Source organism: Citrobacter telavivensis (genome assembly GCA_009363175.1).
GTDB classification, from domain to species: domain Bacteria; phylum Pseudomonadota; class Gammaproteobacteria; order Enterobacterales; family Enterobacteriaceae; genus Citrobacter_A; species Citrobacter_A telavivensis.
Window position 1 is genome coordinate 3295228 of sequence record CP045205.1, and the last position, 22403, is coordinate 3317630.

21 protein-coding genes are annotated in these 22403 nt (G+C 54.9%); 17 read left to right on the forward strand and 4 right to left on the reverse strand.

Going from position 1 to position 22403, the window contains the following annotated elements; translation table 11 throughout:
• Positions 1-45 precede the first annotated feature (45 nt).
• Positions 46-1692 (reverse strand): class I fumarate hydratase, encoded by a 1647-nt coding sequence (locus tag GBC03_17990; GenBank protein QFS71963.1) that lies wholly within the window; start codon positions 1690-1692, stop codon positions 46-48.
• A gap of 217 nt (positions 1693-1909) precedes the next feature.
• On the opposite strand from GBC03_17990, the gene manA reads away from it, so the two are divergent.
• The gene (gene manA / locus GBC03_17995; GenBank protein QFS71964.1) at positions 1910-3085 is read left to right on the forward strand and encodes a mannose-6-phosphate isomerase; all 1176 of its coding nucleotides are present in this window, start codon (positions 1910-1912) and stop codon (positions 3083-3085) included.
• Between the two features lie 101 nt (positions 3086-3186).
• Positions 3187-4668: a DUF945 family protein gene (locus GBC03_18000; GenBank protein QFS71965.1), complete on the forward strand. Its 1482-nt coding sequence runs from the start codon at positions 3187-3189 to the stop codon at positions 4666-4668.
• Between the two features lie 26 nt (positions 4669-4694).
• Here GBC03_18000 and malI read toward each other — a convergent pair whose 3' ends face one another.
• Positions 4695-5723 (reverse strand): Mal regulon transcriptional regulator MalI, encoded by a 1029-nt coding sequence (gene malI, locus GBC03_18005; protein ID QFS71966.1) that lies wholly within the window; start codon positions 5721-5723, stop codon positions 4695-4697.
• A gap of 176 nt (positions 5724-5899) precedes the next feature.
• On the opposite strand from malI, the gene malX reads away from it, so the two are divergent.
• From malX to GBC03_18020, 3 genes are all read left to right on the forward strand, one after another.
• The gene (gene malX / locus GBC03_18010; GenBank protein QFS71967.1) at positions 5900-7492 is read left to right on the forward strand and encodes a PTS maltose transporter subunit IICB; all 1593 of its coding nucleotides are present in this window, start codon (positions 5900-5902) and stop codon (positions 7490-7492) included.
• Between the two features lie 10 nt (positions 7493-7502).
• Positions 7503-8675: a putative C-S lyase gene (locus tag GBC03_18015; GenBank protein ID QFS71968.1), complete on the forward strand. Its 1173-nt coding sequence runs from the start codon at positions 7503-7505 to the stop codon at positions 8673-8675.
• A 103-nt stretch (positions 8676-8778) separates the two neighbouring features.
• Positions 8779-9780: an adenosine deaminase gene (locus GBC03_18020; GenBank protein ID QFS71969.1), complete on the forward strand. Its 1002-nt coding sequence runs from the start codon at positions 8779-8781 to the stop codon at positions 9778-9780.
• A gap of 39 nt (positions 9781-9819) precedes the next feature.
• On the opposite strand, the gene GBC03_18025 is transcribed toward GBC03_18020, so the two are convergent.
• A complete protein-coding gene (locus tag GBC03_18025; GenBank protein QFS71970.1) occupies positions 9820-10860 on the reverse strand; it encodes an oxidoreductase in 1041 nt (346 codons plus the stop codon).
• A 230-nt stretch (positions 10861-11090) separates the two neighbouring features.
• Between GBC03_18025 and blr the strand changes: the two genes are divergently transcribed.
• From blr to gstA, 12 genes are all read left to right on the forward strand, one after another.
• Entirely contained in the window at positions 11091-11228 is a 138-nt protein-coding gene (gene blr, locus GBC03_18030; protein QFS71971.1) for a division septum protein Blr, read from the forward strand.
• A gap of 282 nt (positions 11229-11510) precedes the next feature.
• On the forward strand, positions 11511-11726 hold the full coding sequence (gene ydgT, locus GBC03_18035; protein ID QFS71972.1) for a transcription modulator YdgT: 216 nt from the start codon (positions 11511-11513) through the stop codon (positions 11724-11726).
• Positions 11727-11804: 78 nt separating this feature from the next.
• Positions 11805-12245: a DUF2569 family protein gene (locus GBC03_18040; GenBank protein ID QFS71973.1), complete on the forward strand. Its 441-nt coding sequence runs from the start codon at positions 11805-11807 to the stop codon at positions 12243-12245.
• A 76-nt stretch (positions 12246-12321) separates the two neighbouring features.
• The gene (rsxA, locus tag GBC03_18045) at positions 12322-12903 is read left to right on the forward strand and encodes an electron transport complex subunit RsxA (protein QFS71974.1); all 582 of its coding nucleotides are present in this window, start codon (positions 12322-12324) and stop codon (positions 12901-12903) included.
• On the forward strand, positions 12903-13481 hold the full coding sequence (rsxB, locus tag GBC03_18050; protein ID QFS71975.1) for an electron transport complex subunit RsxB: 579 nt from the start codon (positions 12903-12905) through the stop codon (positions 13479-13481). The genes rsxA and rsxB overlap by 1 nt, the downstream gene beginning before the upstream one ends.
• A complete protein-coding gene (gene rsxC, locus GBC03_18055) occupies positions 13474-15612 on the forward strand; it encodes an electron transport complex subunit RsxC (protein ID QFS71976.1) in 2139 nt (712 codons plus the stop codon). The genes rsxB and rsxC overlap by 8 nt, the downstream gene beginning before the upstream one ends.
• Complete coding sequence (gene rsxD / locus GBC03_18060; protein ID QFS71977.1) at positions 15613-16671, forward strand: electron transport complex subunit RsxD; 1059 nt, start codon at positions 15613-15615, stop codon at positions 16669-16671.
• Between the two features lie 3 nt (positions 16672-16674).
• Positions 16675-17295, forward strand: coding sequence for an electron transport complex subunit RsxG (gene rsxG / locus GBC03_18065; protein QFS71978.1), 621 nt, complete (start codon positions 16675-16677; stop codon positions 17293-17295).
• A 3-nt stretch (positions 17296-17298) separates the two neighbouring features.
• Entirely contained in the window at positions 17299-17997 is a 699-nt protein-coding gene (locus GBC03_18070) for an RnfABCDGE type electron transport complex subunit E (GenBank protein ID QFS71979.1), read from the forward strand.
• A complete protein-coding gene (gene nth, locus GBC03_18075) occupies positions 17994-18629 on the forward strand; it encodes an endonuclease III (protein ID QFS71980.1) in 636 nt (211 codons plus the stop codon). The genes GBC03_18070 and nth overlap by 4 nt, the downstream gene beginning before the upstream one ends.
• 608 nt (positions 18630-19237) lie before the next feature.
• The gene (gene dtpA, locus GBC03_18080; GenBank protein QFS71981.1) at positions 19238-20743 is read left to right on the forward strand and encodes a dipeptide/tripeptide permease DtpA; all 1506 of its coding nucleotides are present in this window, start codon (positions 19238-19240) and stop codon (positions 20741-20743) included.
• 106 nt (positions 20744-20849) lie between these two features.
• Positions 20850-21455 carry a glutathione transferase GstA gene (gene gstA, locus GBC03_18085; protein ID QFS71982.1) on the forward strand — a complete coding sequence of 202 codons (606 nt, stop codon included), beginning with the start codon at positions 20850-20852 and terminating at the stop codon, positions 21453-21455.
• Between the two features lie 48 nt (positions 21456-21503).
• Here gstA and pdxY read toward each other — a convergent pair whose 3' ends face one another.
• Positions 21504-22364 carry a pyridoxal kinase PdxY gene (pdxY, locus tag GBC03_18090; GenBank protein QFS71983.1) on the reverse strand — a complete coding sequence of 287 codons (861 nt, stop codon included), beginning with the start codon at positions 22362-22364 and terminating at the stop codon, positions 21504-21506.
• Positions 22365-22403: the final 39 nt, after the last annotated feature.

Sequence of the window (22403 nt, forward strand, 5' to 3'; positions counted from 1 at the left end):
GGTGGTTTGTGCGATAAAAAAAACCGCCCCGAAGGGCGGCTGACGTTACTTAACGCAGCGTGCGCACTGCGACGTCTGAATCTGCTGGAAGAAATCGTTTCCTTTATCGTCAACAAGAATAAAGGCCGGGAAATCTTCGACTTCGATTTTCCAGATAGCTTCCATTCCCAGTTCCGGATATTCCACGCACTCCAGGCTCTTGATGCTGCCCTGCGCCAGAACGGCTGCCGGACCGCCAATGCTGCCGAGATAGAATCCGCCGTGTTTTTGACAGGCATCGGTCACCTGCTGACTGCGGTTACCTTTCGCCAGCATGATCATACTCCCACCCTGCGACTGAAGCTGGTCGACATACGAGTCCATACGCCCGGCGGTAGTCGGACCGAGTGAACCGGAGGCGTAGCCTTCCGGCGTTTTCGCAGGACCCGCGTAGTAAATCGGGTGATCTTTCACATACTGCGGCAGCCCTTCGCCATTATCCATCCGCTCTTTCAATTTTGCGTGCGCGATATCACGACCGACGATAATCGTGCCGTTCAGGGAAAGACGAGTCGAAACCGGGTATTGCGATAGCTGTTCAAGGATCGCTTTCATGGGACGATTCAGGTCCACGCGTACCGCTTCCCCTTCGCCCGCTTTACGCAGTTCTTCAGGAATGTACTTACCCGGATTGTGCTCCAGTTTTTCGATCCAGATGCCTTTGCGGTTGATCTTCGCTTTGATGTTTCTGTCCGCCGAACAGGAGACGCCCATCCCGACCGGACAAGACGCGCCGTGACGCGGCAGACGGATCACGCGAACATCATGGGCAAAGTATTTGCCGCCAAACTGTGCGCCTAAGCCGAGGTTTTGCGCCTCCAGCAGCAGTTCTTTTTCCAGCTCAACGTCGCGGAACGCCTGACCGTGCTCATTTCCTTCCGTCGGCAGTTCGTCATAGTATTTTGCCGACGCCAGCTTCACGGTCTTCAGGTTCGCTTCCGCCGACGTCCCGCCTACCACAAAAGCGATATGGTATGGCGGACAGGCTGCGGTTCCGAGCGTGCGCATCTTCTCGACCAGGTAGTTTTTCAGCTTGCCCGGTGTTAATAGCGCTTTGGTTTCCTGCCAGAGATAGGTCTTGTTCGCTGAGCCGCCGCCCTTCGCAATGCAAAGAAATTTGTACTCATCGCCATCGACGCTATAGAGGTCAATCTGCGCAGGCAGGTTGGTGCCGGTATTCACCTCTTTATACATATCCAGCGCGGCATTTTGCGAGTAGCGCAGGTTATCTTCGATGTACGTGTTGTACACCCCACGCGCCAGCGCCGCCTCATCACCACCGCCGGTCCAGACGCGCTGGCCTTTTTTCCCGACGATTATCGCCGTGCCGGTGTCCTGACAGGTTGGCAGAATACCTTTTGCCGCGATGTCAGAGTTACGCAGGAACTGCAGCGCCACATACTTGTCGTTTTCACTGGCCTGCGGGTCACGCAGAATATCGGCAACCTGCTGTTGGTGCGCAGGACGCAGCATAAATGAAGCGTCATGGAAGGCCTGGCGCGCGAGCAGCGTCAGCGCTTGCGGGTCGACTTTGAGGATCTCTTGTCCTTCAAATTCGGCGACGGAAACATATTCACTGGTCAGCAGGGTGTATTCGGTATCATCCTTTTTAAGGGGAAAAGGATCCTGATAATGAAAGGGTTTGTTTGACATTGTTCTCTCACTTACTGCTCGGTCTGATTTTCTTAGGCTTCAGGGCAGATGTTCCATTGCCCTCGTTAAAAGCGAGTTACACTATCCTACACATTTTTTTAACAAAAACTGAGACAAGTACGACTTTTTGCGCCCACAGGTTACTTCCCACAGGTTTCTTGCTTTAATAGTCGAATTAAGTTTTCACTGATTTCCAACTTGCAACAGGGCATTGAACATGCAAAAACTCATCAACTCCGTGCAGAACTACGCCTGGGGAAGTAAAACGGCGCTGACAGAACTCTATGGTCTGGCGAATCCGCAGCAGTTACCCATGGCGGAACTGTGGATGGGCGCACACCCGAAGAGCAGTTCGAAGATTGAAGATACCAGCGGACGCATTGTGTCGCTGCGTGACGCGATCGACAGTCGGCAATCCGCCTTGCTCGGCGATGCCGTGGCAAAGCGCTTCGGGGAGCTGCCGTTCCTGTTTAAAGTGCTGTGTGCCGCGCAGCCGCTGTCCATTCAGGTACACCCAAACAAGCGTAATTCTGAAATCGGCTTTGCTAAAGAAAATGCCGCCGGTATCCCGATGGATGCCGCAGAGCGCAACTACAAAGATCCGAACCATAAGCCGGAACTGGTTTTCGCCCTGACCCCGTTCCTTGCCATGAACGCATTCCGCGAGTTCTCTGAAATCGTTTCACTGCTGCAACCGGTGGCTGGCGCGCACACCGCCATCGCCCATTTTCTGGAAGACCCCAACGCTGAACGTCTGAGCGAGCTGTTTGCCGGTCTGCTGAGTATGCAGGGCGAAGAGAAATCCCGGGCGCTGGCGATTCTGAAAGCGGCGCTGGAAACCCAACAGGGCGAACCGTGGCAGACTATCCGCCTTATCGCAGAATTTTACCCGGACGACAGCGGTCTCTTCTCGCCTCTGTTGCTGAACGTGGTGAAACTGAATCCTGGCGAAGCGATGTTCCTGTTCGCCGAAACGCCGCATGCCTATCTGCAGGGCGTGGCGCTGGAGGTTATGGCGAACTCCGATAACGTGCTGCGTGCGGGTCTGACACCGAAGTACATCGACATCCCGGAACTGGTCGCCAATGTTAAGTTCGACGCAAAACCGGCAAACCAGTTACTGACCACGCCGGTGAAAAACGGCGCGGAACTCGATTTCCCTATCCCGGTGGATGATTTCGCGTTCTCCCTGCACGCTCTGTCAGCCGAAGAGACGACGATTGACCAGCAAAGCGCGGCGATCCTGTTTTGCGTTGAAGGCGAAGCGGTGTTGAGCAAAGGCGAACAGAGTCTGGTACTTAAACCGGGGGAATCGGCGTTTATCAGCGCTGAAGAGTCGCCGGTGAGCATGAGTGGCGTGGGTCGTGTGGCGCGGGTTTACAACAAACTCTAGCAACTTACTGAATTCTGTAGTAACTCTTGCTAAGCTTGTAAAGGGCTTATGACTTTGCCGGGCGGTCCCTACCGCCTGGTTTCATTTTATGGACAAACAATATGAAAAAATCGCTGGTAGCTGCAGGTGTGATCGTCGCACTCGGCGTCGTCTGGACAGGCGGTGCGTGGTACACAGGTAAGAAGCTGGAAACCCATCTTGCTGAGATGGTCAGCCAGGCCAATGCGCAGATTAAACTCACCGCACCGGAAGCAAACGTGGAACTCGCTTATCAGAACTATCAGCGTGGCGTATTCAGTAGCCAGTTACAGTTAGTGCTTAAGCCGGTGGCGGGAAAAGAGAATCCATGGCTGAAAGCGGGCCAGAGCGTGGTGCTTGATGAATCCGTCGATCACGGTCCCTTCCCGTTTGCCCAACTGAAAACCTTTAATCTCCTGCCGTCGATGGCTTCGGTGAAAACCACCCTGGTGAACAACGACGTCAGCAAACCGCTCTTTGAGATGGCGAAAGGTGAAACGCCTTTTGAGGTCAATTCTCGTATTAACTATAGCGGCGATACCCGTTCCGCACTGTCGCTGAAACCGCTGAACTATGAGAAAGGGGCTGAGAAAGTCGCGTTCAGCGGCGGCGACTTTATCTTCAATGCTGATAAAGAAGGAAAAGTGGTATCCCTTTCCGGTGAGGCGAAGAGCGGTCTGGTCGATGCAGTAAATGAGTACGATCAGAAGGTCCAGGTCTCCTTTAATGACCTGAAAACAGAAGGTTCCAGCACGCTTGCCAGCTTCGGTGAGCGCGTCGGCAACCAGAAAGTCACGATTGGGAAAGTAGCGCTCGCCGTGGAAGGCAAAGAGATGGCGCTGCTGGAAGGCATGGAGATCAGCGGTAAAACCGATCTCGTGGATGACGGTAAAACCATCAACAGCCAGCTGGATTACGCCCTGAACAGCCTGAAGGTTCAGAATCAGGATCTGGGCAGCGGCAAGCTGACGCTGAAAGTGGGCCAGATTGACGGCGCGGCCTGGCATCAGTTCAGCCAGCAGTATAACGCCCAGACCCAGGCGCTGTTATCTCAACCGGACATAGCGGATAACCCGGAACTGTATCAGCAGAAAGTGACCGAAGCCTTCTTCGGTGCCCTGCCGCTGTTGATGAAAGGCGAACCGACGATCACCATTGCACCGCTGAGCTGGAAAAATGCCAAAGGCGAAACCGCGCTGAATGTATCTCTGTTCCTGAAGGATCCGTCCGCCGCACAGGGCGAGCCGCAGACGCTGGCTGACGAAGTCGATCGCTCAGTGAAATCGTTCGACGGTAAGCTATCGATTCCGGTGGACATGGCCGTTGAGTTCATGACTCAGGTTGCCCGACTCGAAGGTTATCAACAGGATGAAGCGGCTAAGCTTGCCAACCAGCAGGTGAAGGGGCTGGCCGCAATGGGACAGATGTTCCGCATTACCACCCTTGAGGACAACACCATTGGCACCAGCCTGCAGTACGCTAACGGTCAGGTGACCTTAAACGGTAAGAAGATGCCGCTGGAAGAGTTTGTCGCGATGTTTGGTATGGTATTGCCGCAGCAATAATCGTTAAAGCCCCTCTACGGAGGGGTTTATTTTTGCACCACCAGCCGCGCAGACAGCGTCTGATTACGGGAGTGACTCTCTTCGTGTGCAAGACGTTGCAGCATGCGCTCCGCCAGGCTGTACCCCATTTCCCGGGCCGGTATCGTCGCCCAGACAATCGGCAAATCGTCCAGTGCGTTTTCCGCCACGTCAGCAAAGGCGCCTAACGAGACCTGTTGTTCAAAGTAGCGATCGACCCCCACTTCACCGCTCTGCCGCCCCGCCCGCATCAGACCAAACCACGCCCCCATCGCAATGGTTTCGTTGTAGCACACCACGGCGCTGATGGTTGGATTGCGCCGCAGTAACGCGCCGATTGCCTCGGCGGCCTGCTTCTGGCTGGACGCGCACTCCATCACCCAGTCGCTGTGAAACGGTAAACCGTATTTCAGCAGCGTCGCACAGTAGCCGCCGACGCGTTCCGCACGCGTTAATGAAGAACTCTGCCCACCCAGCCAAGCGATGCGCTGATGACCGTGGCGAATCAGATGCTCGGTCAACAGTTGCGCGGCCTGCATGTTGTCCGGACGCACGGTATCCATATCATCCAGATAGCTGGCCCGCGAGGCAAAAACCACCGGAATGCCCTTCTCTTCCGCCATCATGCGCAGGTCGTCGCTACTGCCAGCCGCCCCGGCGATCACCACCCCGTCAACGCCCTGATTCAGTAACATGGCAAAGCGCTGGGCCAGTTGTTCACCATCCTGACCGCCATGCAGTAAAAACACCATCCGCCCCTGTGCTTCCAGCGCTTCCGTTAGTCCCGCCGTCAGTTCCGCATAAAACTGCGCCGACAAATCGCGGACAATCAGTCCGATCACGCCGCTCTGCCCACCCCGTAGCGCCGAGGCCTGACGGTTACGCACAAAACCCAGTTGTTCTATTGCCGCATTCACCCGTTCGCCGGTGGCGGTTGAAATGCGACCCTTGCCGCTGAGCACCAGTGAAACCGTACTGACGGAGACACCTGCCGCAAGGGCGACATCGTGAATAGTGATTTTTTTGGCTATAGCCATAAAAACGCCGGACTCCCTGATAATGTGACAGATAAAACGTTTTATCTATAACTTATATTTATACGCGTAATCATCCGCTGATAATGTGACTTTCACCGCACTAAAAAATGGTAAAACGTTTTATCTTCTTGCTCAAATTTGCTCATTACCAATGGATTTGCACAAGGAGTCGTTAGATGACGGCGAAGACAACACCAAAAATTACGTTGTGGGAGTTTTTCCAGCAGTTGGGGAAAACGTTTATGTTGCCCGTGGCACTGCTTTCGTTTTGCGGGATTATGCTCGGGATTGGCAGTTCGTTAAGCAGCCACGATGTGATCACCCTGCTTCCGGCACTGGGTAATCCGGTGCTACAGGCCATCTTTACCTGGATGAGCAAAGTGGGCTCCTTCGCCTTTAGTTTCCTGCCGGTGATGTTCTGTATTGCTATCCCGCTCGGACTGGCGCGCGAAAACAAAGGCGTTGCGGCGTTCGCCGGTTTTGTCGGTTACGCGGTAATGAACCTCGCCGTCAACTTCTGGCTGACCGCGAAAGGCATTCTGCCAACCACCGATGCGGCAGTACTGAAAGCCAATAACATCCAGAATATCCTCGGCATCCAGTCCATCGACACCGGGATCCTCGGCGCGGTAATCGCCGGTATCATCGTCTGGATGCTGCACGAGCGTTTCCATAACATCCGCCTGCCGGATGCGCTGGCGTTCTTCGGCGGCACCCGCTTTGTCCCGATCGTCTCCTCGGTGGTGATGGGTCTGGTCGGTCTGGTGATCCCGCTGGTGTGGCCGGTTTTCGCGATGGGAATCAGCGGCCTGGGCCATATGATTAACAGCGCGGGTGACTTTGGTCCAATGCTGTTTGGTACGGGCGAACGCCTGCTGTTGCCGTTTGGTTTGCATCACATTCTGGTGGCGCTGATTCGCTTTACCGACGCCGGTGGCACCCAGGAAGTGTGCGGTCATTCGGTGAGCGGCGCACTGACTATTTTCCAGGCACAGTTGAGTTGCCCGACCACGCAGGGCTTCTCGGAAAGCGCCACCCGCTTCCTGTCACAGGGTAAAATGCCGGCGTTCCTCGGCGGCTTGCCGGGTGCAGCGTTAGCGATGTACCATTGCGCACGTCCGGAGAACCGTCACAAGATCAAAGGACTGCTGATCTCAGGGTTGATTGCCTGCGTCGTTGGCGGCACGACTGAACCGCTGGAGTTCCTGTTCCTGTTTGTCGCGCCGGTGCTCTATGTCATTCACGCGTTACTGACCGGTCTGGGCTTTACCATGATGTCGGTACTGGGTGTGACTATCGGTAATACCGACGGCAATATTATCGACTTTGTGGTGTTTGGGATCCTGCACGGGCTGTCGACCAAGTGGTATCTGGTACCGGTCGTGGCGGCGGTCTGGTTCGTGGTGTACTACGCCATCTTCCGCTTCGCCATCACCCGCTTTAACCTCAAAACACCGGGTCGTGACAGTGAAATCGCCAGCACGCTCGAAAAAGCCGTTGCCGGAACGCCGGGAAAATCGGGTTATAACGTTCCTGCTATTCTGGCCGCGCTGGGCGGTGCTGATAACATCGTCAGTCTGGATAACTGCATTACCCGCCTGCGTCTTTCTGTTAAAGATATGTCGCAGGTGAACGTGCAGGCGCTGAAGGACAACCGAGCCATTGGCGTTGTGCAGTTGAATCAGCATAACCTACAGGTGGTGATTGGCCCGCAGGTCCAGTCGGTTAAAGACGAAATGGCAGGCCTGATGAATACGGTTCAGGCATAAGGACACGCGCATGTTTGATTTTTCACAGGTTGTCGACCGTCACGGTACGTGGTGCACGCAATGGGATTACGTGGCCGATCGTTTCGGTACCGCCGACCTGCTGCCGTTTACCATCTCTGATATGGATTTCGCGACGGCTCCCTGCATCCTGGAGGCGCTAAATCAGCGCCTCGCACATGGTGTGCTGGGCTACAGTCGCTGGAAGAATGATGCGTTTCTCAGCGCGATCGCCCACTGGTTTGCCCGGCGTCACAACACGCCCATTGATACCGGGTCGCTGGTGTATGGCCCTTCTGTAATCTATATGGTGTCGCAGCTCATCCGCCAGTGGTCTTCTGTCGGCGACGGTGTGGTGCTTCACAACCCGGCCTATGACGCCTTTTATAAGGCCATCGAAGGCAATGAGCGCCACGTTGTGCCGGTGGCGCTGGAGCAGCGAAATGGCGGCTGGCATTGCGACATGGACAAACTGGATGCGGCGCTGGCTCGCCCGGAAAGTAAAATTCTGCTGCTGTGCAGTCCGCATAACCCAACAGGTAAAGTCTGGACGCGCGAAGAACTGGAGACGATGGCGGAACGCTGCCAGCGTCACGGCGTGCGGGTGATATCTGATGAGATTCATATGGATATGGTCTGGGGCGAACAGCCGCATATTCCCTGGAGCAACGTAGCACGCGACCAGTGGGCGCTGTTCACGTCCGCCTCCAAGAGCTTCAACATTCCGGCGCTGACCGGCGCCTGGGGACTGATTGAAGACGCTGACAGTCGCGATGCGTATCTGAGTGCGCTAAAAGGCCGCGATGGCCTGTCGTCTCCCGCCGTGCTGGCGCTGACTGCGCACATTGCAGCCTACGAACAGGGTGCGCCGTGGCTGGATGCGCTGCGGGAGTATCTCAGAGACAATCTGCGCTACGTTGCGGATACGCTGAACCACGCATTTCCTGAACTCAACTGGCAGATACCCCAGTCGACCTATCTCGCGTGGATTGACCTGCGGGCGTTGAACGTTGACGATAGCGCATTGCAGAATGCGCTGATTCAGCAGGAAAAAGTCGCCATCATGCCCGGCTACACCTACGGTGATGAAGGACGCGGTTTTGTGCGCCTGAATGCCGGTTGTCCCCGTTCAAAACTGGAAAAAGGGGTGAACGGGTTAATTAACGCAATCCGCTCAATACGCTGACAGCCTGTTGCGCAATGGAATTAATCATTGCGCTACATAGCTTTTCCCCTGCTTTTGTTTTTATAATAGAGCGCACTTTTATATTCGAATAATGAGTGCGACCATGATTGATACTTCCCTGCCGTTAACTGACATTCATCGCCACCTTGATGGAAACATCCGGGCACAAACCATTCTGGATCTTGGCCGCCAGTTCAATTTGCCCCTCCCCGCACAAACCCTTGAAGCGTTGATCCCTCATGTGCAGGTGACAGCCACAGAACCCGATCTCGTCAGCTTTCTGTCGAAACTGGACTGGGGCGTAAAGGTCTTAGCCTCCCTTGACGCCTGTCGCCGCGTGGCTTTTGAAAACATCGAAGACGCCGCGCGTAATGGCCTGCACTATGTTGAGCTGCGTTTTTCCCCAGGCTACATGGCAATGACGCATCAGCTGCCGGTCGCTGGCGTGGTTGAAGCCGTGATTGCCGGCGTGCGTGAAGGCTGCCAAACCTTTGGCGTACAGGCGCAACTGATCGGCATCATGAGCCGGACCTTCGGCGAAGCCGCCTGCCTGCAAGAACTGGAAGCACTGCTGGCGCACCGCGATCGGATAGCCGCCCTCGACCTTGCCGGTGATGAACTGGGCTTCCCCGGCAGTCTGTTCCTGTCCCATTTCAACCGCGCCCGTGATGCCGGTTGGCATATTACGGTGCACGCCGGTGAGGCCGCCGGTCCGGAAAGCATCTGGCAGGCCATTCGCGAACTGGGTGCGGAACGTATCGGTCACGGCGTAAAAGCGGTAGAGGATCCCGCGCTGATGGATTTCCTCGCTGAACAGCGTATTGGAATCGAATCCTGTCTGACGTCAAATATTCAGACCAGCACCGTGCCGTCGTTATCCGTCCATCCGCTGAAGACGTTCCTGGAGCACGGCATCCTCGCCAGCCTGAACACTGACGACCCGGCGGTCCAGGGGGTGGATATTATTCACGAATATACGGTCGCGGCACCGGCAGCGGGACTGAGCCGTGAGCAGATTCGTCAGGCGCAGATCAACGGGCTGGAAAGCGCCTTCCTGAGCGCAGCGGAAAAACAGGCGCTGCGTGAAAAAGTCGCAACGGCATAAAGATAAAGGCCCGATGAATTTCATCGGGCCTTTAAGACATCAGGCAAGACATAACGTCGAACGATGCTTCGCCGACTCAATGCCCAGCTCAATCAATTCCATGATCTGGATGGCCTGGCTCGCCGGTACCGGGTTTTCGCCGTTACCATTCAGCGCGTCGCGGATCCCGGCATAATACGCCGGATAATTCCCCGGCACGGTCAGCCAGGTCTCTTCCACCCGCGTTTCGCCTTCAACGCGTGTGACGATGCCATCACGCATATCATAACCCCAGTCTTCCTGCGGCAGACGTTCCCCGCTTTTAAGGCGCTCTTCCTGCGGATCAAGACCATACTTCACATAGCTGCCGCGCGAACCATGCACGATGTAACGTGCCGATTCCGCCGCGGCCAGCATCGTACCGTGCAAAATAACCCGACGCTGTGGATAGGAAAGCGTGGCATGGAAGTAGTCCGTTGACTGCGCCCCCGGACGCAACTGCGCTAAATCTACCGTCATGCTGACAGGCAGGCCGAACAAATTGATCGCCTGGTCAAGGAGATGCGGAGCCAGATCGTACCAGATACCGCTCCCCGGCCCCCCTTGCTCACGCCAGCGGTCGCGCACCTGCGGACGAAAGCGATCGAAATGCGATTCGAAATAGGCGACCTCACCCAAAACGCCTTCTGCCAGCATCGCTTTCAGGGTCAAAAAGTCACTGTCCCAGCGGCGATTGTGGAAAACAGAAAGCACCCGTCCCAGGCTGCGCGACAGCGCATCCAGCTCACGAGCTTGTGACAGTGTCACGGTGAAGGGCTTATCCACCACCACATGTTTGCCGGCTTCCAGCGCCGCTTTGGCCAACGGGAAGTGGGTATCGTTGGGGGTAGGAATGACAATCAGATCGATATTGGGGTCATTAAACAGATGCTTCGGCTCAGAGACAACGGCCACGGAAGGCCAGTCCGCCTTCACTTTCGCTGCATCGCTACTGGATACTGCCGCCAGCTCCAGTCCCGGTGTGCCGTCAATCAGGGGAGCATGGAACGTTTTACTGGCGTATCCGTAGCCAATCAGTCCTACACGGATGTTGTCACTCATATCTCTGCCTCTCGTTTCAGTCTGCTGACTATTTCACACTATCCATAAACCACTAACAATAGTTTACTCACCCCGCCGCAAGAAAGGTCGTTATTTAACTTAAGTCAAATAAATGTCACTTTCGCGCATTTTGTCGATATAAAGTCACTGAAATCGTTCCCAAAACACTTGCCGGGATAATTATTGCTAAGTAACATCTGCTGCCTGTATTTAAGGATAAATCAACGCAAATGTCGTCAGTCATCGATCGTCTTATTCAATTAACAGGTTGGGTGGTTCTCGCAGTTTCTGTGGTCCTCCTCGGCGTCGCTAATCATATTGATAATTATCAGCCTCCCGAACCGACCGCCGCTATTCAGCAGAAATAGTGTGCCAGGCGACGTATGTCGCCTGGAAGGTCTGTTTTCCCCTGTTGATTGCAGAAAAAGCCGTAAAAATTATCTGAAAAAGCGGATTGTGCGGCTTCCTGCCTCTGCGCGTATTGCCAGTCATAGCGAAGCGCGTTACCCTTCGCTCTGGTGTCGTCTGACACGTCAAACACCACTTAAGAAAATACTTTGTTGACATTTGCCTGCCGGTTCTTTTCGCCGGAAAGGTTTATTTACGTTCACGACTCGTAGGCTTTATTTTTATAATAGGGATCCCTGTTTATGACTGTTCAGGATTATTTATTAAAATTTCGCAAAATTAGCTCGCTCGAAAGTCTGGAAAAACTGTTTGACCATCTGCACTACACCCTTACCGATGACCAGGACATTATCAATATGTATCGCGCTGCCGATCACCGTCGCGCTGAACTGGTCTCCGGCGGTCGCCTTTTTGATGTTGGCCAGGTACCGAAATCAGTCTGGCGCTACGTGCAATAAGAAAGTAGCGCTTGCCGGTAAAAGCTTTATAATAACCGCCCCAAAAAGAACGGTACATATGGCAATTCCGGAGATTTTATGACCACAACACCGGCACAGCGCATTGGCGGTTGGTTACTGGGCCCGCTGGCCTGGCTTTTAGTCGCCTTGCTGAGTGCCTCGCTGGCCCTGTTTCTGTATGCTACAGCACTCGCCTCTCCCAAAACGTTTGCGATGCTGGCAGAGCAAAGTACCGGCAATCTGCTGTTGTGGGGCGTCTCTTTTCTCACCGCGATCGCCATGTGGTATTACACCCTGTGGTTGACGATTGCGTTCTTTAAGCGCAGACGCAGTGTTCCGAAACATTATATTATCTGGCTACTGGTCTCCGTCTTGCTGGCGGTTAAAGCCTTTGCTTTTTCACCAGTACCCGACGCACTCGCGGTACGCCAGTTGCTATTTCCGCTGCTGGCGGCGGCACTGTTAGTGCCCTATTTCAAGCGCTCAGTACGTGTGAAAACCACCTTTGTGAATCCGTAATAACCCTACAGTTAACCTGTTGTCGCCTGCTGTAGATTGTCAGATAATAGGCGGCTTTTTTATTTCAGGCCGAAAAATGACTGATTACCTGCTGCTGTTTGTCGGAACTGTACTGGTCAATAACTTTGTACTGGTTAAGTTTCTGGGTCTTTGTCCCTTTATGGGCGTTTCCAAAAAACTGGAAACCGCGATGGGGATGGGGCTCGCGACCACGTTTGTGATGACGCTGGCTTCAATCTGCGCCTGGCTGATTGACACCTGGATCCTGATTCCGCTCGATCTCATTTATCTGCGTACGCTGGCCTTTATTCTGGTTATCGCGGTCGTGGTGCAATTTACCGAAATGGTGGTGCGCAAAACCAGCCCGGCGCTCTATCGTCTGCTGGGGATCTTCTTGCCGCTTATCACCACCAACTGTGCGGTTCTCGGTGTGGCGCTGTTGAATATCAATCTCGGCCACAACTTTTTGCAGTCGGCACTGTACGGCTTTTCCGCCGCTGTCGGCTTCTCACTGGTGATGGTGCTGTTTGCGGCGATTCGCGAGCGTCTCGCCGTCGCGGATGTGCCTGCTCCGTTTCGCGGTAACGCCATTGCGCTGATTACCGCCGGGTTAATGTCTCTGGCCTTTATGGGCTTTAGTGGTTTGGTGAAGTTGTAATGAATGCTATCTGGATTGCCGTTGCCGCCGTGAGCCTGCTGGGTCTGGTGTTCGGCGCTATCCTGGGTTATGCCTCCCGTCGTTACGCGGTGGAGGATGATCCTGTCGTTGAAAAGATTGATGAAATTCTGCCGCAAAGCCAGTGCGGGCAATGCGGCTATCCTGGCTGTCGCCCCTACGCGGAAGCGATTGGTGGCCAGGGCGAAAAAATTAACCGCTGTGCGCCCGGCGGCGAAGCGGTCATGTTGAAAATTGCGGAACTGCTGAACGTCGATCCCCAACCGATTGATGGCGATGAACAAGACGTTGCGCCGGTTCGCATGCTGGCGGTAATTGATGAAGCTAATTGCATTGGCTGCACCAAATGTATTCAGGCCTGTCCGGTGGACGCAATTATTGGCGCTACGCGCGCCATGCACACGGTGATGAGCGATTTGTGCACGGGTTGCAATCTGTGCGTTGACCCCTGCCCGACTCACTGCATTGAACTGCGTCCGGTCGCCGAAACGCCTGACAACTGGAAGTGGGATTTGAACACGATCCCCGTGCGTATTATCCCCGTGGAACACCATGCTTAAGTTATTCTCTGCTTTCAGAAAAGATAAGATCTGGGATTTCAACGGCGGCATCCATCCGCCGGAAATGAAAACACAGTCAAACGGCACGCCGCTGCGCCAGGTTCCCCTCGCGCAGCGTTTCGTTATTCCGCTCAAACAGCATATCGGTGCTGAAGGGGAACTGTGCGTCACCGAAGGGCAGCATGTACTGCGCGGACAGCCGCTAACCCGTGGATGGGGAAGAATGCTCCCGGTTCATGCGCCTACCTCCGGGACGGTGGTGGCGATTGCGCCCCACTCGACGGCGCACCCTTCAGCATTAGCCGAGCTGAGCGTAATCATTGATGCCGACGGTGAAGACCGTTGGATTGAGCGTGAAGGCTGGCAGGATTACCGTTCGCAGAGTCGCGACGCCCTGATCGCCCGCATTCATCAGTTCGGCGTCGCCGGGCTGGGCGGAGCCGGTTTCCCGACCGGGAATAAATTGCAGGGCGGCGGCGACAAAATTCAAACGCTGATCATCAACGCCGCGGAATGTGAACCCTATATCACCGCCGACGATCGTCTGATGCAGGATTGTGCGGCGCAGATCGTCGAGGGTATCCGCATTCTGGCGCATATTCTGCAACCGCGTGAAATCCTTATTGGTATTGAAGATAACAAACCGCAGGCGATCTCAATGCTGCGTGCGGTGCTGGCCGGCTCGCAGGATATCGCGCTGCGCGTGATCCCAACGAAATACCCTTCGGGCGGGGCAAAGCAGCTTACCCAAATCCTGACCGGAAAACAGGTTCCTCACGGCGGTCGTTCTTCCGACATCGGCGTACTGATGCAAAACGTCGGCACGGCGTATGCGGTTAAACGTGCGATTATTGACGGCGAACCGATTACCGAGCGCGTTGTGACCCTCACCGGTGAAGCGGTCAGTCGTCCGGGTAACGTCTGGGCGAGACTCGGTACGCCGGTACGCCATCTGCTTAATGATGCGGGTTTCTGCCCTTCTGCCGATCAGATGGTGATCATGGGCGGCCCATTGATGGGCTTCACCCTGCCGTGGCTCGATGTCCCGGTGGTGAAGATAACCAACTGTTTGCTGGCACCGTCGGCAACGGAAATGGGCGAGCCGCAGGAAGAGAAAGGCTGCATTCGCTGTAGCGCCTGTGCCGACGCCTGCCCGGCCGATCTTCTGCCCCAGCAGCTCTACTGGTTCAGTAAAGGACAGCAGCATGACAAAGCCACCGCGCATAACATTGCCGACTGCATTGAGTGTGGCGCTTGCGCCTGGGTCTGCCCAAGCAACATTCCGCTGGTGCAATATTTCCGTCAGGAAAAAGCTGAGCTTTATGCAATAAGCCAGGAAGAAAAGCGCGCGGCGGAAGCCAAAGCGCGTTTCGAAGCGCGTCAGGCTCGCCTGGAGCGTGAGAAAGCCGCGCGTCTGGAACGTCATAAGAAAGCCGCCGTACAGCCAGCGGCGAAGGATCAGGATGCCATTGCCGCCGCCCTGGCTCGCGTTAAAGAGAAACAGGCTCAGGCGACGCAACCGGTAATGATTAAAGCGGGTGAAACGCCGGACAATAGCGCGGTGATTGCGGCTCGTGAAGCGCGTAAAGCGCTGGCGCGAGCAAAACAGGCCGAGAACGCCACCGCTACTGACACCGATCCGCGTAAAGCCGCCGTCGAAGCCGCTATTGCCCGCGCAAAGGCGCGCAAACAGGAACAGCAGGCCAGCAGCGAACCCGCCGCGTCTGATGAACCGGTGGACTCGCGTAAAGCGGCCGTCGAAGCCGCTATTGCCCGCGCAAAGGCGCGCAAGCAGGAGCAGCAGGCCAGCAGTAAACCCGCCGCGTCTGATGAACCGGTGGACCCGCGCAAAGCCGCCGTCGAAGCCGCTATTGCCCGCGCGAAGGCACGCAAGCAGGAGCAGCAGGCCAGCAACGAACCCGCTGCGTCTGATGAACCGGTGGACCCACGTAAAGCCGCCGTCGAAGCCGCTATTGCCCGCGCGAAGGCGCGCAAACAGGAACAGCAGGCCAGCAGTAAACCCGCCGCGTCGGATAAACCGGTGGACTCGCGTAAAGCGGCCGTCGAAGTCGCAATAGCACGGGCAAAAGCCAAAAGAGACGCTCAGCAGCAGGTTGTTAACGAGGATTAAATGGTATTCAGAATCGCAAGCTCTCCCTACACGCATAATCAGCGTCAAACGTCGCGCATTATGCTGCTGGTCTTACTTGCCGCCGTGCCGGGAATTGCCGTGCAATGGTGGTTTTTCGGCTGGGGAACTCTGTTGCAGATCGTACTCGCCTGCGCAAGTGCGCTGCTGGCTGAAGCCGCCGTGCTCAGATTACGTAAGCAACCGGTAGTGGCGATTTTAAAGGACAATTCCGCGCTACTGACCGGTCTGCTGCTTGCCGTCAGTATTCCCCCGCTCGCGCCCTGGTGGATGGTGATCCTCGGTACGGTATTCGCGGTGATCATCGCCAAACAGCTGTATGGCGGTCTGGGACAAAACCCGTTCAACCCGGCGATGATTGGCTATGTGGTGCTGCTTATCTCCTTCCCGGTGCAGATGACCAGTTGGTTACCGCCACAGGATATTGCCGCCACAACGCCAGGACTGCTCGATGCCCTGCAGATAATCGTTACCGGACAGACCACCGGCGGGGGCGACATGCATACGCTGCGCATGGGGATTGACGGGATAAGCCAGGCCACGCCGCTGGACACCTTCAAAACGTCCCTGCATGCCGGTCATTCTGTTGAGCAGATCATGCAATACCCCATTTACAGCGGCATCTTTGCCGGTGCGGGCTGGCAGTGGGTCAACCTGGCCTGGCTGGCTGGCGGTGTTTTTCTGCTGCAACAAAACGCTATTCGCTGGCATATTCCGGTTAGCTTCCTGCTCTCATTAGCCGTCTGCGCGATGCTGGGTTGGCTATTTGCGCCTGAGACGCTCGCCTCCCCGCAAATTCATCTGCTCTCCGGGGCAACGATGCTTGGCGCATTCTTCATTCTGACTGACCCGGTGACGGCATCGACGACCAATCGCGGTCGTCTGGTGTTTGGCGCGCTGGCAGGCTTGCTGGTGTGGTTAATCCGCAGTTTCGGCGGCTATCCGGATGGCGTGGCCTTTGCCGTGCTGTTGGCCAATATCACGGTCCCGCTGATTGACTACTACACGCGTCCGCGCGTGTACGGACACCGCAAAGGATAATCCATGCTGAAAACGATTCGTAAACATGGCATCACCCTGGCGCTGTTTGCGGCGGGGTCGACCGGACTGACTGCCGCCATCAACCTGATGACCAAAACCACCATTGATGAGCAGGCGGCCATTCAGCAAAAGGCGCTGTTTGATCAGGTTCTGCCTGCCGATCGCTATAATAACCGTTTGCAGGATCGCTGCTTCGTGGTCAGCGCGCCCGCACTGGGGAAAGGCGAGCATCGCGTCTATATTGCGGAGCAGGACGGTACGCCCGTGGCGGCCGTGCTTGAGACAACGGCGCCGGATGGCTATTCTGGCGCCATTCAGTTGCTGGTCGGTGCCGACTTCAGCGGCACGGTTTTGGGCACCCGGGTAACGGAACACCATGAAACGCCGGGGCTGGGCGATAAAATTGAACTGCGCCTGTCAGACTGGATAACCGGTTTCAGCGGTAAAAAGATTCAGGGTGACAACGACAGCCACTGGGCCGTGAAAAAAGATGGCGGAGATTTTGATCAGTTTACCGGGGCAACGATTACGCCGCGCGCGGTGGTCAATGCCGTCAAGCGTGCAGGGCTGTATGCCCAAACGCTGCCTGCGCAACTGCCTCAACTTCCGGCCTGCGGAGAGTAAGTCATGAGTGAAATTAAAGACGTCATCGTTCAGGGATTGTGGAAAAATAACTCCGCGCTGGTGCAACTGCTGGGGATGTGCCCGCTGCTGGCGGTCACCTCGACTGCCACCAACGCCCTCGGGCTGGGGCTTGCCACCACGCTGGTGCTGACGCTGACCAACCTGACTATCTCCGCGCTGCGCCGCTGGACGCCAGCCGAAATTCGTATCCCGATTTACGTGATGATCATCGCCTCGGTGGTCAGTGCGGTACAAATGCTGATCAACGCCTATGCCTTTGGTCTTTACCAGTCACTGGGGATCTTTATCCCGCTGATCGTGACCAACTGCATTGTGGTGGGACGCGCTGAAGCCTTTGCCGCCAAAAAGGGTCCGGCGCTGTCGGCGCTGGACGGCTTCTCCATTGGGATGGGGGCAACCGGCGCTATGTTTGTGCTGGGTTCCCTGCGCGAAATAATCGGCAATGGCACGCTGTTTGACGGGGCGGACGGACTGCTCGGCAACTGGGCAAAGGTGCTGCGCGTGGAAATTTTCCACACCGACTCTCCTTTCCTGCTGGCAATGTTACCGCCTGGCGCATTTATTGGGTTGGGACTCATGCTGGCGGTGAAATATCTCATTGATGAAAAGATGAAAAAGCGCCGCGCCAGTGCGGCAGTCGCGACGGAGTTGCCCTCCGGTGAACCAGGGAATGCCTCATGAATAAAGCAAAGCGGTTAGAAATATTAACCCGATTACGCGCGAACAATCCGCATCCGACCACCGAGTTGAACTTCAACTCCCCCTTTGAGCTGTTGATCGCGGTGCTGCTGTCGGCGCAGGCGACGGATGTCAGCGTGAACAAGGCCACGGCGAAACTCTATCCGGTTGCGAATACCCCCGCCGCCATGCTGGAGCTCGGCGTTGAAGGGATCAAGTCCTACATCAAAACGATCGGCCTGTTTAACAGCAAAGCCGAGAACGTGATTAAGACCTGCCGTATTTTGCTTGAGCAGCATCATGGCGAGGTGCCAGAAGATCGTGCGGCGCTTGAGGCGCTGCCGGGCGTGGGCCGCAAGACGGCGAATGTTGTGCTGAATACCGCCTTCGGCTGGCCAACCATCGCCGTCGACACGCATATCTTTCGCGTTTGTAACCGTACCCAGTTTGCACCGGGCAAAAACGTTGAGCAGGTGGAAGAGAAATTACTGAAGGTGGTTCCCGCGGAATTTAAGGTCGACTGCCACCATTGGCTTATCCTGCATGGGCGCTATACCTGTATTGCCCGTAAGCCGCGCTGTGGTTCCTGTATCATTGAAGATCTCTGTGAATTCAAAGAGAAGGTGGATATCTGACCGCCAGGGGCTGGTAACATTGTCCAGCCATCACTTTTTGTTATCCTCTGCTTCTTTCTCCCCAATCCGTCAATGATTCCGCTTTCTACGTCTTATACAAATGATTCATCCTGGCTATAAGCACTTATTCAGGTTAATCCTTTTTTTAATAACGAAAATTTCTATCCAATTGTGATCTCGATCATAGTGATAACTCTATGTAAATTTTTCTGTTAATTTTGGTTAACTTTGCATTCAGATGACAATGAGTCAGTTTTTATACACAAAACATTACACTGGCTATTTTTTAGATACTGGGCTTTATCACTGCATTAACCGACAAATAGCAGAACATATCGCCATACAGCCATTTCCAGGGCAACGTGACAGCGTAATAAACTGCCATTACTCAATTAATAAAATTTAACGCTAGATAACATTTATCCACCCCGTGGAATCCACCATTCAATATATATGTAACAGAGTATTACAAAAGACTTGTCTGAAAGTGCAAGATAGTGAACATTACTCGCCGTTTCCCCTCCCACTATAACAATTTCACGGCTACCCAAGAGGTATCACGTGACAGAACACCCCCGTTAATATGGGATGTAAAAAAAGAGGTTAAAGTGTCTACTGCAAACAAGAAACCAACGGAAAGCGTCAGTCTTAACGCTTTCAAACAACCGAAGGCGTTCTATCTCATCTTCTCGATTGAGCTCTGGGAGCGTTTCGGTTATTACGGCTTACAAGGAATTATGGCCGTTTACCTGGTTAAACAACTGGGTATGTCTGAAGCGGATTCAATCACTCTTTTCTCATCCTTTAGCGCCCTGGTTTACGGTCTGGTCGCCATTGGTGGCTGGTTAGGTGACAAAGTTCTGGGTACCAAGCGCGTCATTATGCTCGGTGCGGTGGTACTGGCTATCGGCTATGCACTGGTGGCATGGTCCGGACACGACGCCGGTGTCGTTTATATGGGGATGGCCGCCATTGCCGTCGGTAATGGTCTGTTTAAGGCTAACCCATCCTCTCTGCTGTCGACCTGCTATGCGAAAGATGACCCGCGTCTTGATGGCGCCTTTACGATGTACTACATGTCCGTCAATATCGGTTCATTCTTCTCTATGCTGGCAACACCGTGGCTGGCCGCGCATTACGGCTGGAGCACCGCGTTCGCGCTGAGCGTCGTCGGTATGCTGATAACCGTAGTAAACTTCGCATTCTGCCAGCGTTGGGTGAAAAACTACGGTTCTAAACCTGACTTCGAACCTATCAACATCCGCAACCTGCTGCTGACCATCGTCGGTGTTGTCGCGCTGATCGCAATTGCGACCTGGCTGCTGCATAACCAACAAATCGCACGTATGGTGCTGGGCGTGATCGCACTTGGTATCGTCTTTATCTTCGGTAAAGAAGCGTTCGCCATGCAGGGTGCCGCTCGTCGTAAAATGATTGTGGCCTTCATTCTGATGCTGGAAGCGATCATCTTCTTCGTACTGTATAGCCAGATGCCGACGTCGCTGAACTTCTTCGCTATTCGTAACGTTGAGCACTCTATTCTTGGCATTGCATTCGAACCTGAACAGTATCAGGCGCTGAACCCGTTCTGGATCATCATTGGTAGCCCTATCCTCGCGGCTATCTATAACAAGATGGGTGACACCCTGCCGATGCCAACTAAGTTTGCCATTGGTATGGTGCTGTGTTCTGGCGCGTTCCTGATCCTGCCGCTGGGAGCAAAATTCGCGACCGATGCGGGTATCGTTTCCGTTAACTGGCTGATCATCTGCTACGGCTTGCAAAGTATCGGTGAGCTGATGATTTCCGGTCTGGGTCTGGCCATGGTGGCACAGCTGGTTCCACAGCGTCTGATGGGCTTCATCATGGGCAGTTGGTTCCTGACCACCGCCGGTGCCAACATCATTGGCGGTTATGTCGCCAGCATGATGGCGGTTCCTGAAAATGTGACCGATCCGCTGATGTCTCTGGAAGTGTATGGTCGCGTGTTCCTGCAGATTGGCGTGGCGACCGCAGTGATCGCTGTTCTGATGCTGCTGACGGCGCCGAAACTGAACCGCATGACTCAGGACGACGAACCAGGCGAGAAAGCGTCCAAGACCGCTACCGCGTAAATTTCTGGGAAACGCGTAATGAAGCTGCTAACTTTGCGTTAGCAGCTTTTTTTTTTGCCTGAACCCGAACCAGGATACGTTAAACCTCAGTTGAAAGGAGTTATCGATGAAACTGTTCTACAAGCCAGGCGCCTGCTCTCTTGCTTCCCATATTACCCTTCGCGAGAGTGGGAAAGATTTCACGCTGGATGGTGTGGATTTGATGAAGAAGCGTCTGGAAAACGGTGATGATTTTTTCGCGGTCAACCCGAAAGGACAGGTTCCCGCCCTGCTGCTCGATGACGGCACGCTGTTAACCGAAGGCGTGGCGATTATGCAATACCTCGCCGATAGCGTTCCTGACCGCCAGTTGTTGGCGCCCGTGAGCAGCATCTCGCGCTATAAGACGCTTGAGTGGCTTAACTACATTGCAACTGAGCTGCACAAAGGCTTCACCCCATTGTTTCGCCCTGATACCCCGGAAGAGTACAAACCGACCGTTCGTGCGCTGCTGGAGAAGAAGATGCAGTACGTTGATGCTTCCCTCAAAGAGGGACAGTGGATATGCGGATCGCGTTTCACTATCGCAGATGCCTACCTTTTCACCGTACTGCGCTGGGCATACGCGGTGAAGCTCAATATGGATGGGTTAGCGCATATCGCGGCGTATATGAAGCGCATGGCTGAGCGTCCAGGCGTTGCGGCGGCGCTGAAAGCTGAAGGGTTACAATAAGCGAATTGTGCCGGATGGCGGCGGTAGACGCCTCATCCGGCAAGTGGGTCAGAGTTGTGTGGCGCTGAAGTAATGCTCTGGTTGAGCGATCCTGTCCTGTGCGGCAACCACCTGTAGTTCATATTCCTGCATCGCTTTGGTGGCAATCATAATCTCATACACCGCCGCAGTGACATGCTCCAGCGCCTGCTGGTTTGTCGCCCCCTGCAACAACTTCACTAACAGCAACCCGCTGGTCACATCGCCAACGCCGACCGGCTGGCGTGTGCCGAAATCCACCAGCGGACGGCTGATGTGCCAGGCGTCATCAACAGTGACCAGCAGCATTTCAAAACGATCCTGACTGTAACCCGCACGCGCCAGATGTTTTACCAGCACGATCTCCGGTCCCTGTGCGATTAACTCGCGGGCGGCGACAACGGCGTCATCCACACTGTTCACCGCGTGTTCGCAGAGGATTTCCAGCTCAATCAAATTCGGCGCAATAATATCGCTTGCTGGCAGCGCGTGACGAACATGAAATTCGGCGACGCCCGGGGCGACGATGCAGCCTTTCTCCGGATGTCCCATCACCGGGTCACAAAAATATTTCGCCGCCGGGTTGGCCGCTTTCACCTGACGCACGATCCCCAGAATATGCTCGCCCTGCTCGGCAGAACCCAGGTAACCGCTCAGCACGGCATCGCAGCGCTTCAGCTGATCGATATCAGCTATGCCCTGCACGATCTCGGTCAGATGTGATGGCGGCATGACGCAGCCTGTCCATTTGCCGTATTGCGTGTGATTAGAGAATTGAACCGTATTGAGGGGCCAGACGTTGGCACCGAGGCGGCGCATCGGGAATTCCGCAGCACTATTGCCAGCATGCCCAAAAACAACGTGGGACTGGATGGCGAGAATATTCTTCATTTTTTGCTTACCACAACCCTGAAAATAGAAAGGGGCGTG

Bases quoted from the DNA above. Each gene is read 5' to 3' on its own strand.
- rsxB (QFS71975.1), top strand. From the start codon at position 12,903: ATGAATGCTATCTGGATTGCCGTTGCCGCCGTGAGCCTGCTGGGTCTG.
- rsxD (QFS71977.1), top strand. From the start codon at position 15,613: ATGGTATTCAGAATCGCAAGCTCTCCCTACACGCATAATCAGCGTCAA.
- blr (QFS71971.1), top strand. From the start codon at position 11,091: ATGTCGTCAGTCATCGATCGTCTTATTCAATTAACAGGTTGGGTGGTT.
- GBC03_18070 (QFS71979.1), top strand. From the start codon at position 17,299: ATGAGTGAAATTAAAGACGTCATCGTTCAGGGATTGTGGAAAAATAAC.
- pdxY (QFS71983.1), bottom strand. From the start codon at position 22,364: ATGAAGAATATTCTCGCCATCCAGTCCCACGTTGTTTTTGGGCATGCT.
- rsxC (QFS71976.1), top strand. From the start codon at position 13,474: ATGCTTAAGTTATTCTCTGCTTTCAGAAAAGATAAGATCTGGGATTTC.
- gstA (QFS71982.1), top strand. From the start codon at position 20,850: ATGAAACTGTTCTACAAGCCAGGCGCCTGCTCTCTTGCTTCCCATATT.
- GBC03_17990 (QFS71963.1), bottom strand. From the start codon at position 1,692: ATGTCAAACAAACCCTTTCATTATCAGGATCCTTTTCCCCTTAAAAAG.
- GBC03_18025 (QFS71970.1), bottom strand. From the start codon at position 10,860: ATGAGTGACAACATCCGTGTAGGACTGATTGGCTACGGATACGCCAGT.
- nth (QFS71980.1), top strand. From the start codon at position 17,994: ATGAATAAAGCAAAGCGGTTAGAAATATTAACCCGATTACGCGCGAAC.
- rsxG (QFS71978.1), top strand. From the start codon at position 16,675: ATGCTGAAAACGATTCGTAAACATGGCATCACCCTGGCGCTGTTTGCG.
- manA (QFS71964.1), top strand. From the start codon at position 1,910: ATGCAAAAACTCATCAACTCCGTGCAGAACTACGCCTGGGGAAGTAAA.
- GBC03_18015 (QFS71968.1), top strand. From the start codon at position 7,503: ATGTTTGATTTTTCACAGGTTGTCGACCGTCACGGTACGTGGTGCACG.
- malX (QFS71967.1), top strand. From the start codon at position 5,900: ATGACGGCGAAGACAACACCAAAAATTACGTTGTGGGAGTTTTTCCAG.
- GBC03_18040 (QFS71973.1), top strand. From the start codon at position 11,805: ATGACCACAACACCGGCACAGCGCATTGGCGGTTGGTTACTGGGCCCG.
- malI (QFS71966.1), bottom strand. From the start codon at position 5,723: ATGGCTATAGCCAAAAAAATCACTATTCACGATGTCGCCCTTGCGGCA.
- rsxA (QFS71974.1), top strand. From the start codon at position 12,322: ATGACTGATTACCTGCTGCTGTTTGTCGGAACTGTACTGGTCAATAAC.
- GBC03_18000 (QFS71965.1), top strand. From the start codon at position 3,187: ATGAAAAAATCGCTGGTAGCTGCAGGTGTGATCGTCGCACTCGGCGTC.
- GBC03_18020 (QFS71969.1), top strand. From the start codon at position 8,779: ATGATTGATACTTCCCTGCCGTTAACTGACATTCATCGCCACCTTGAT.
- ydgT (QFS71972.1), top strand. From the start codon at position 11,511: ATGACTGTTCAGGATTATTTATTAAAATTTCGCAAAATTAGCTCGCTC.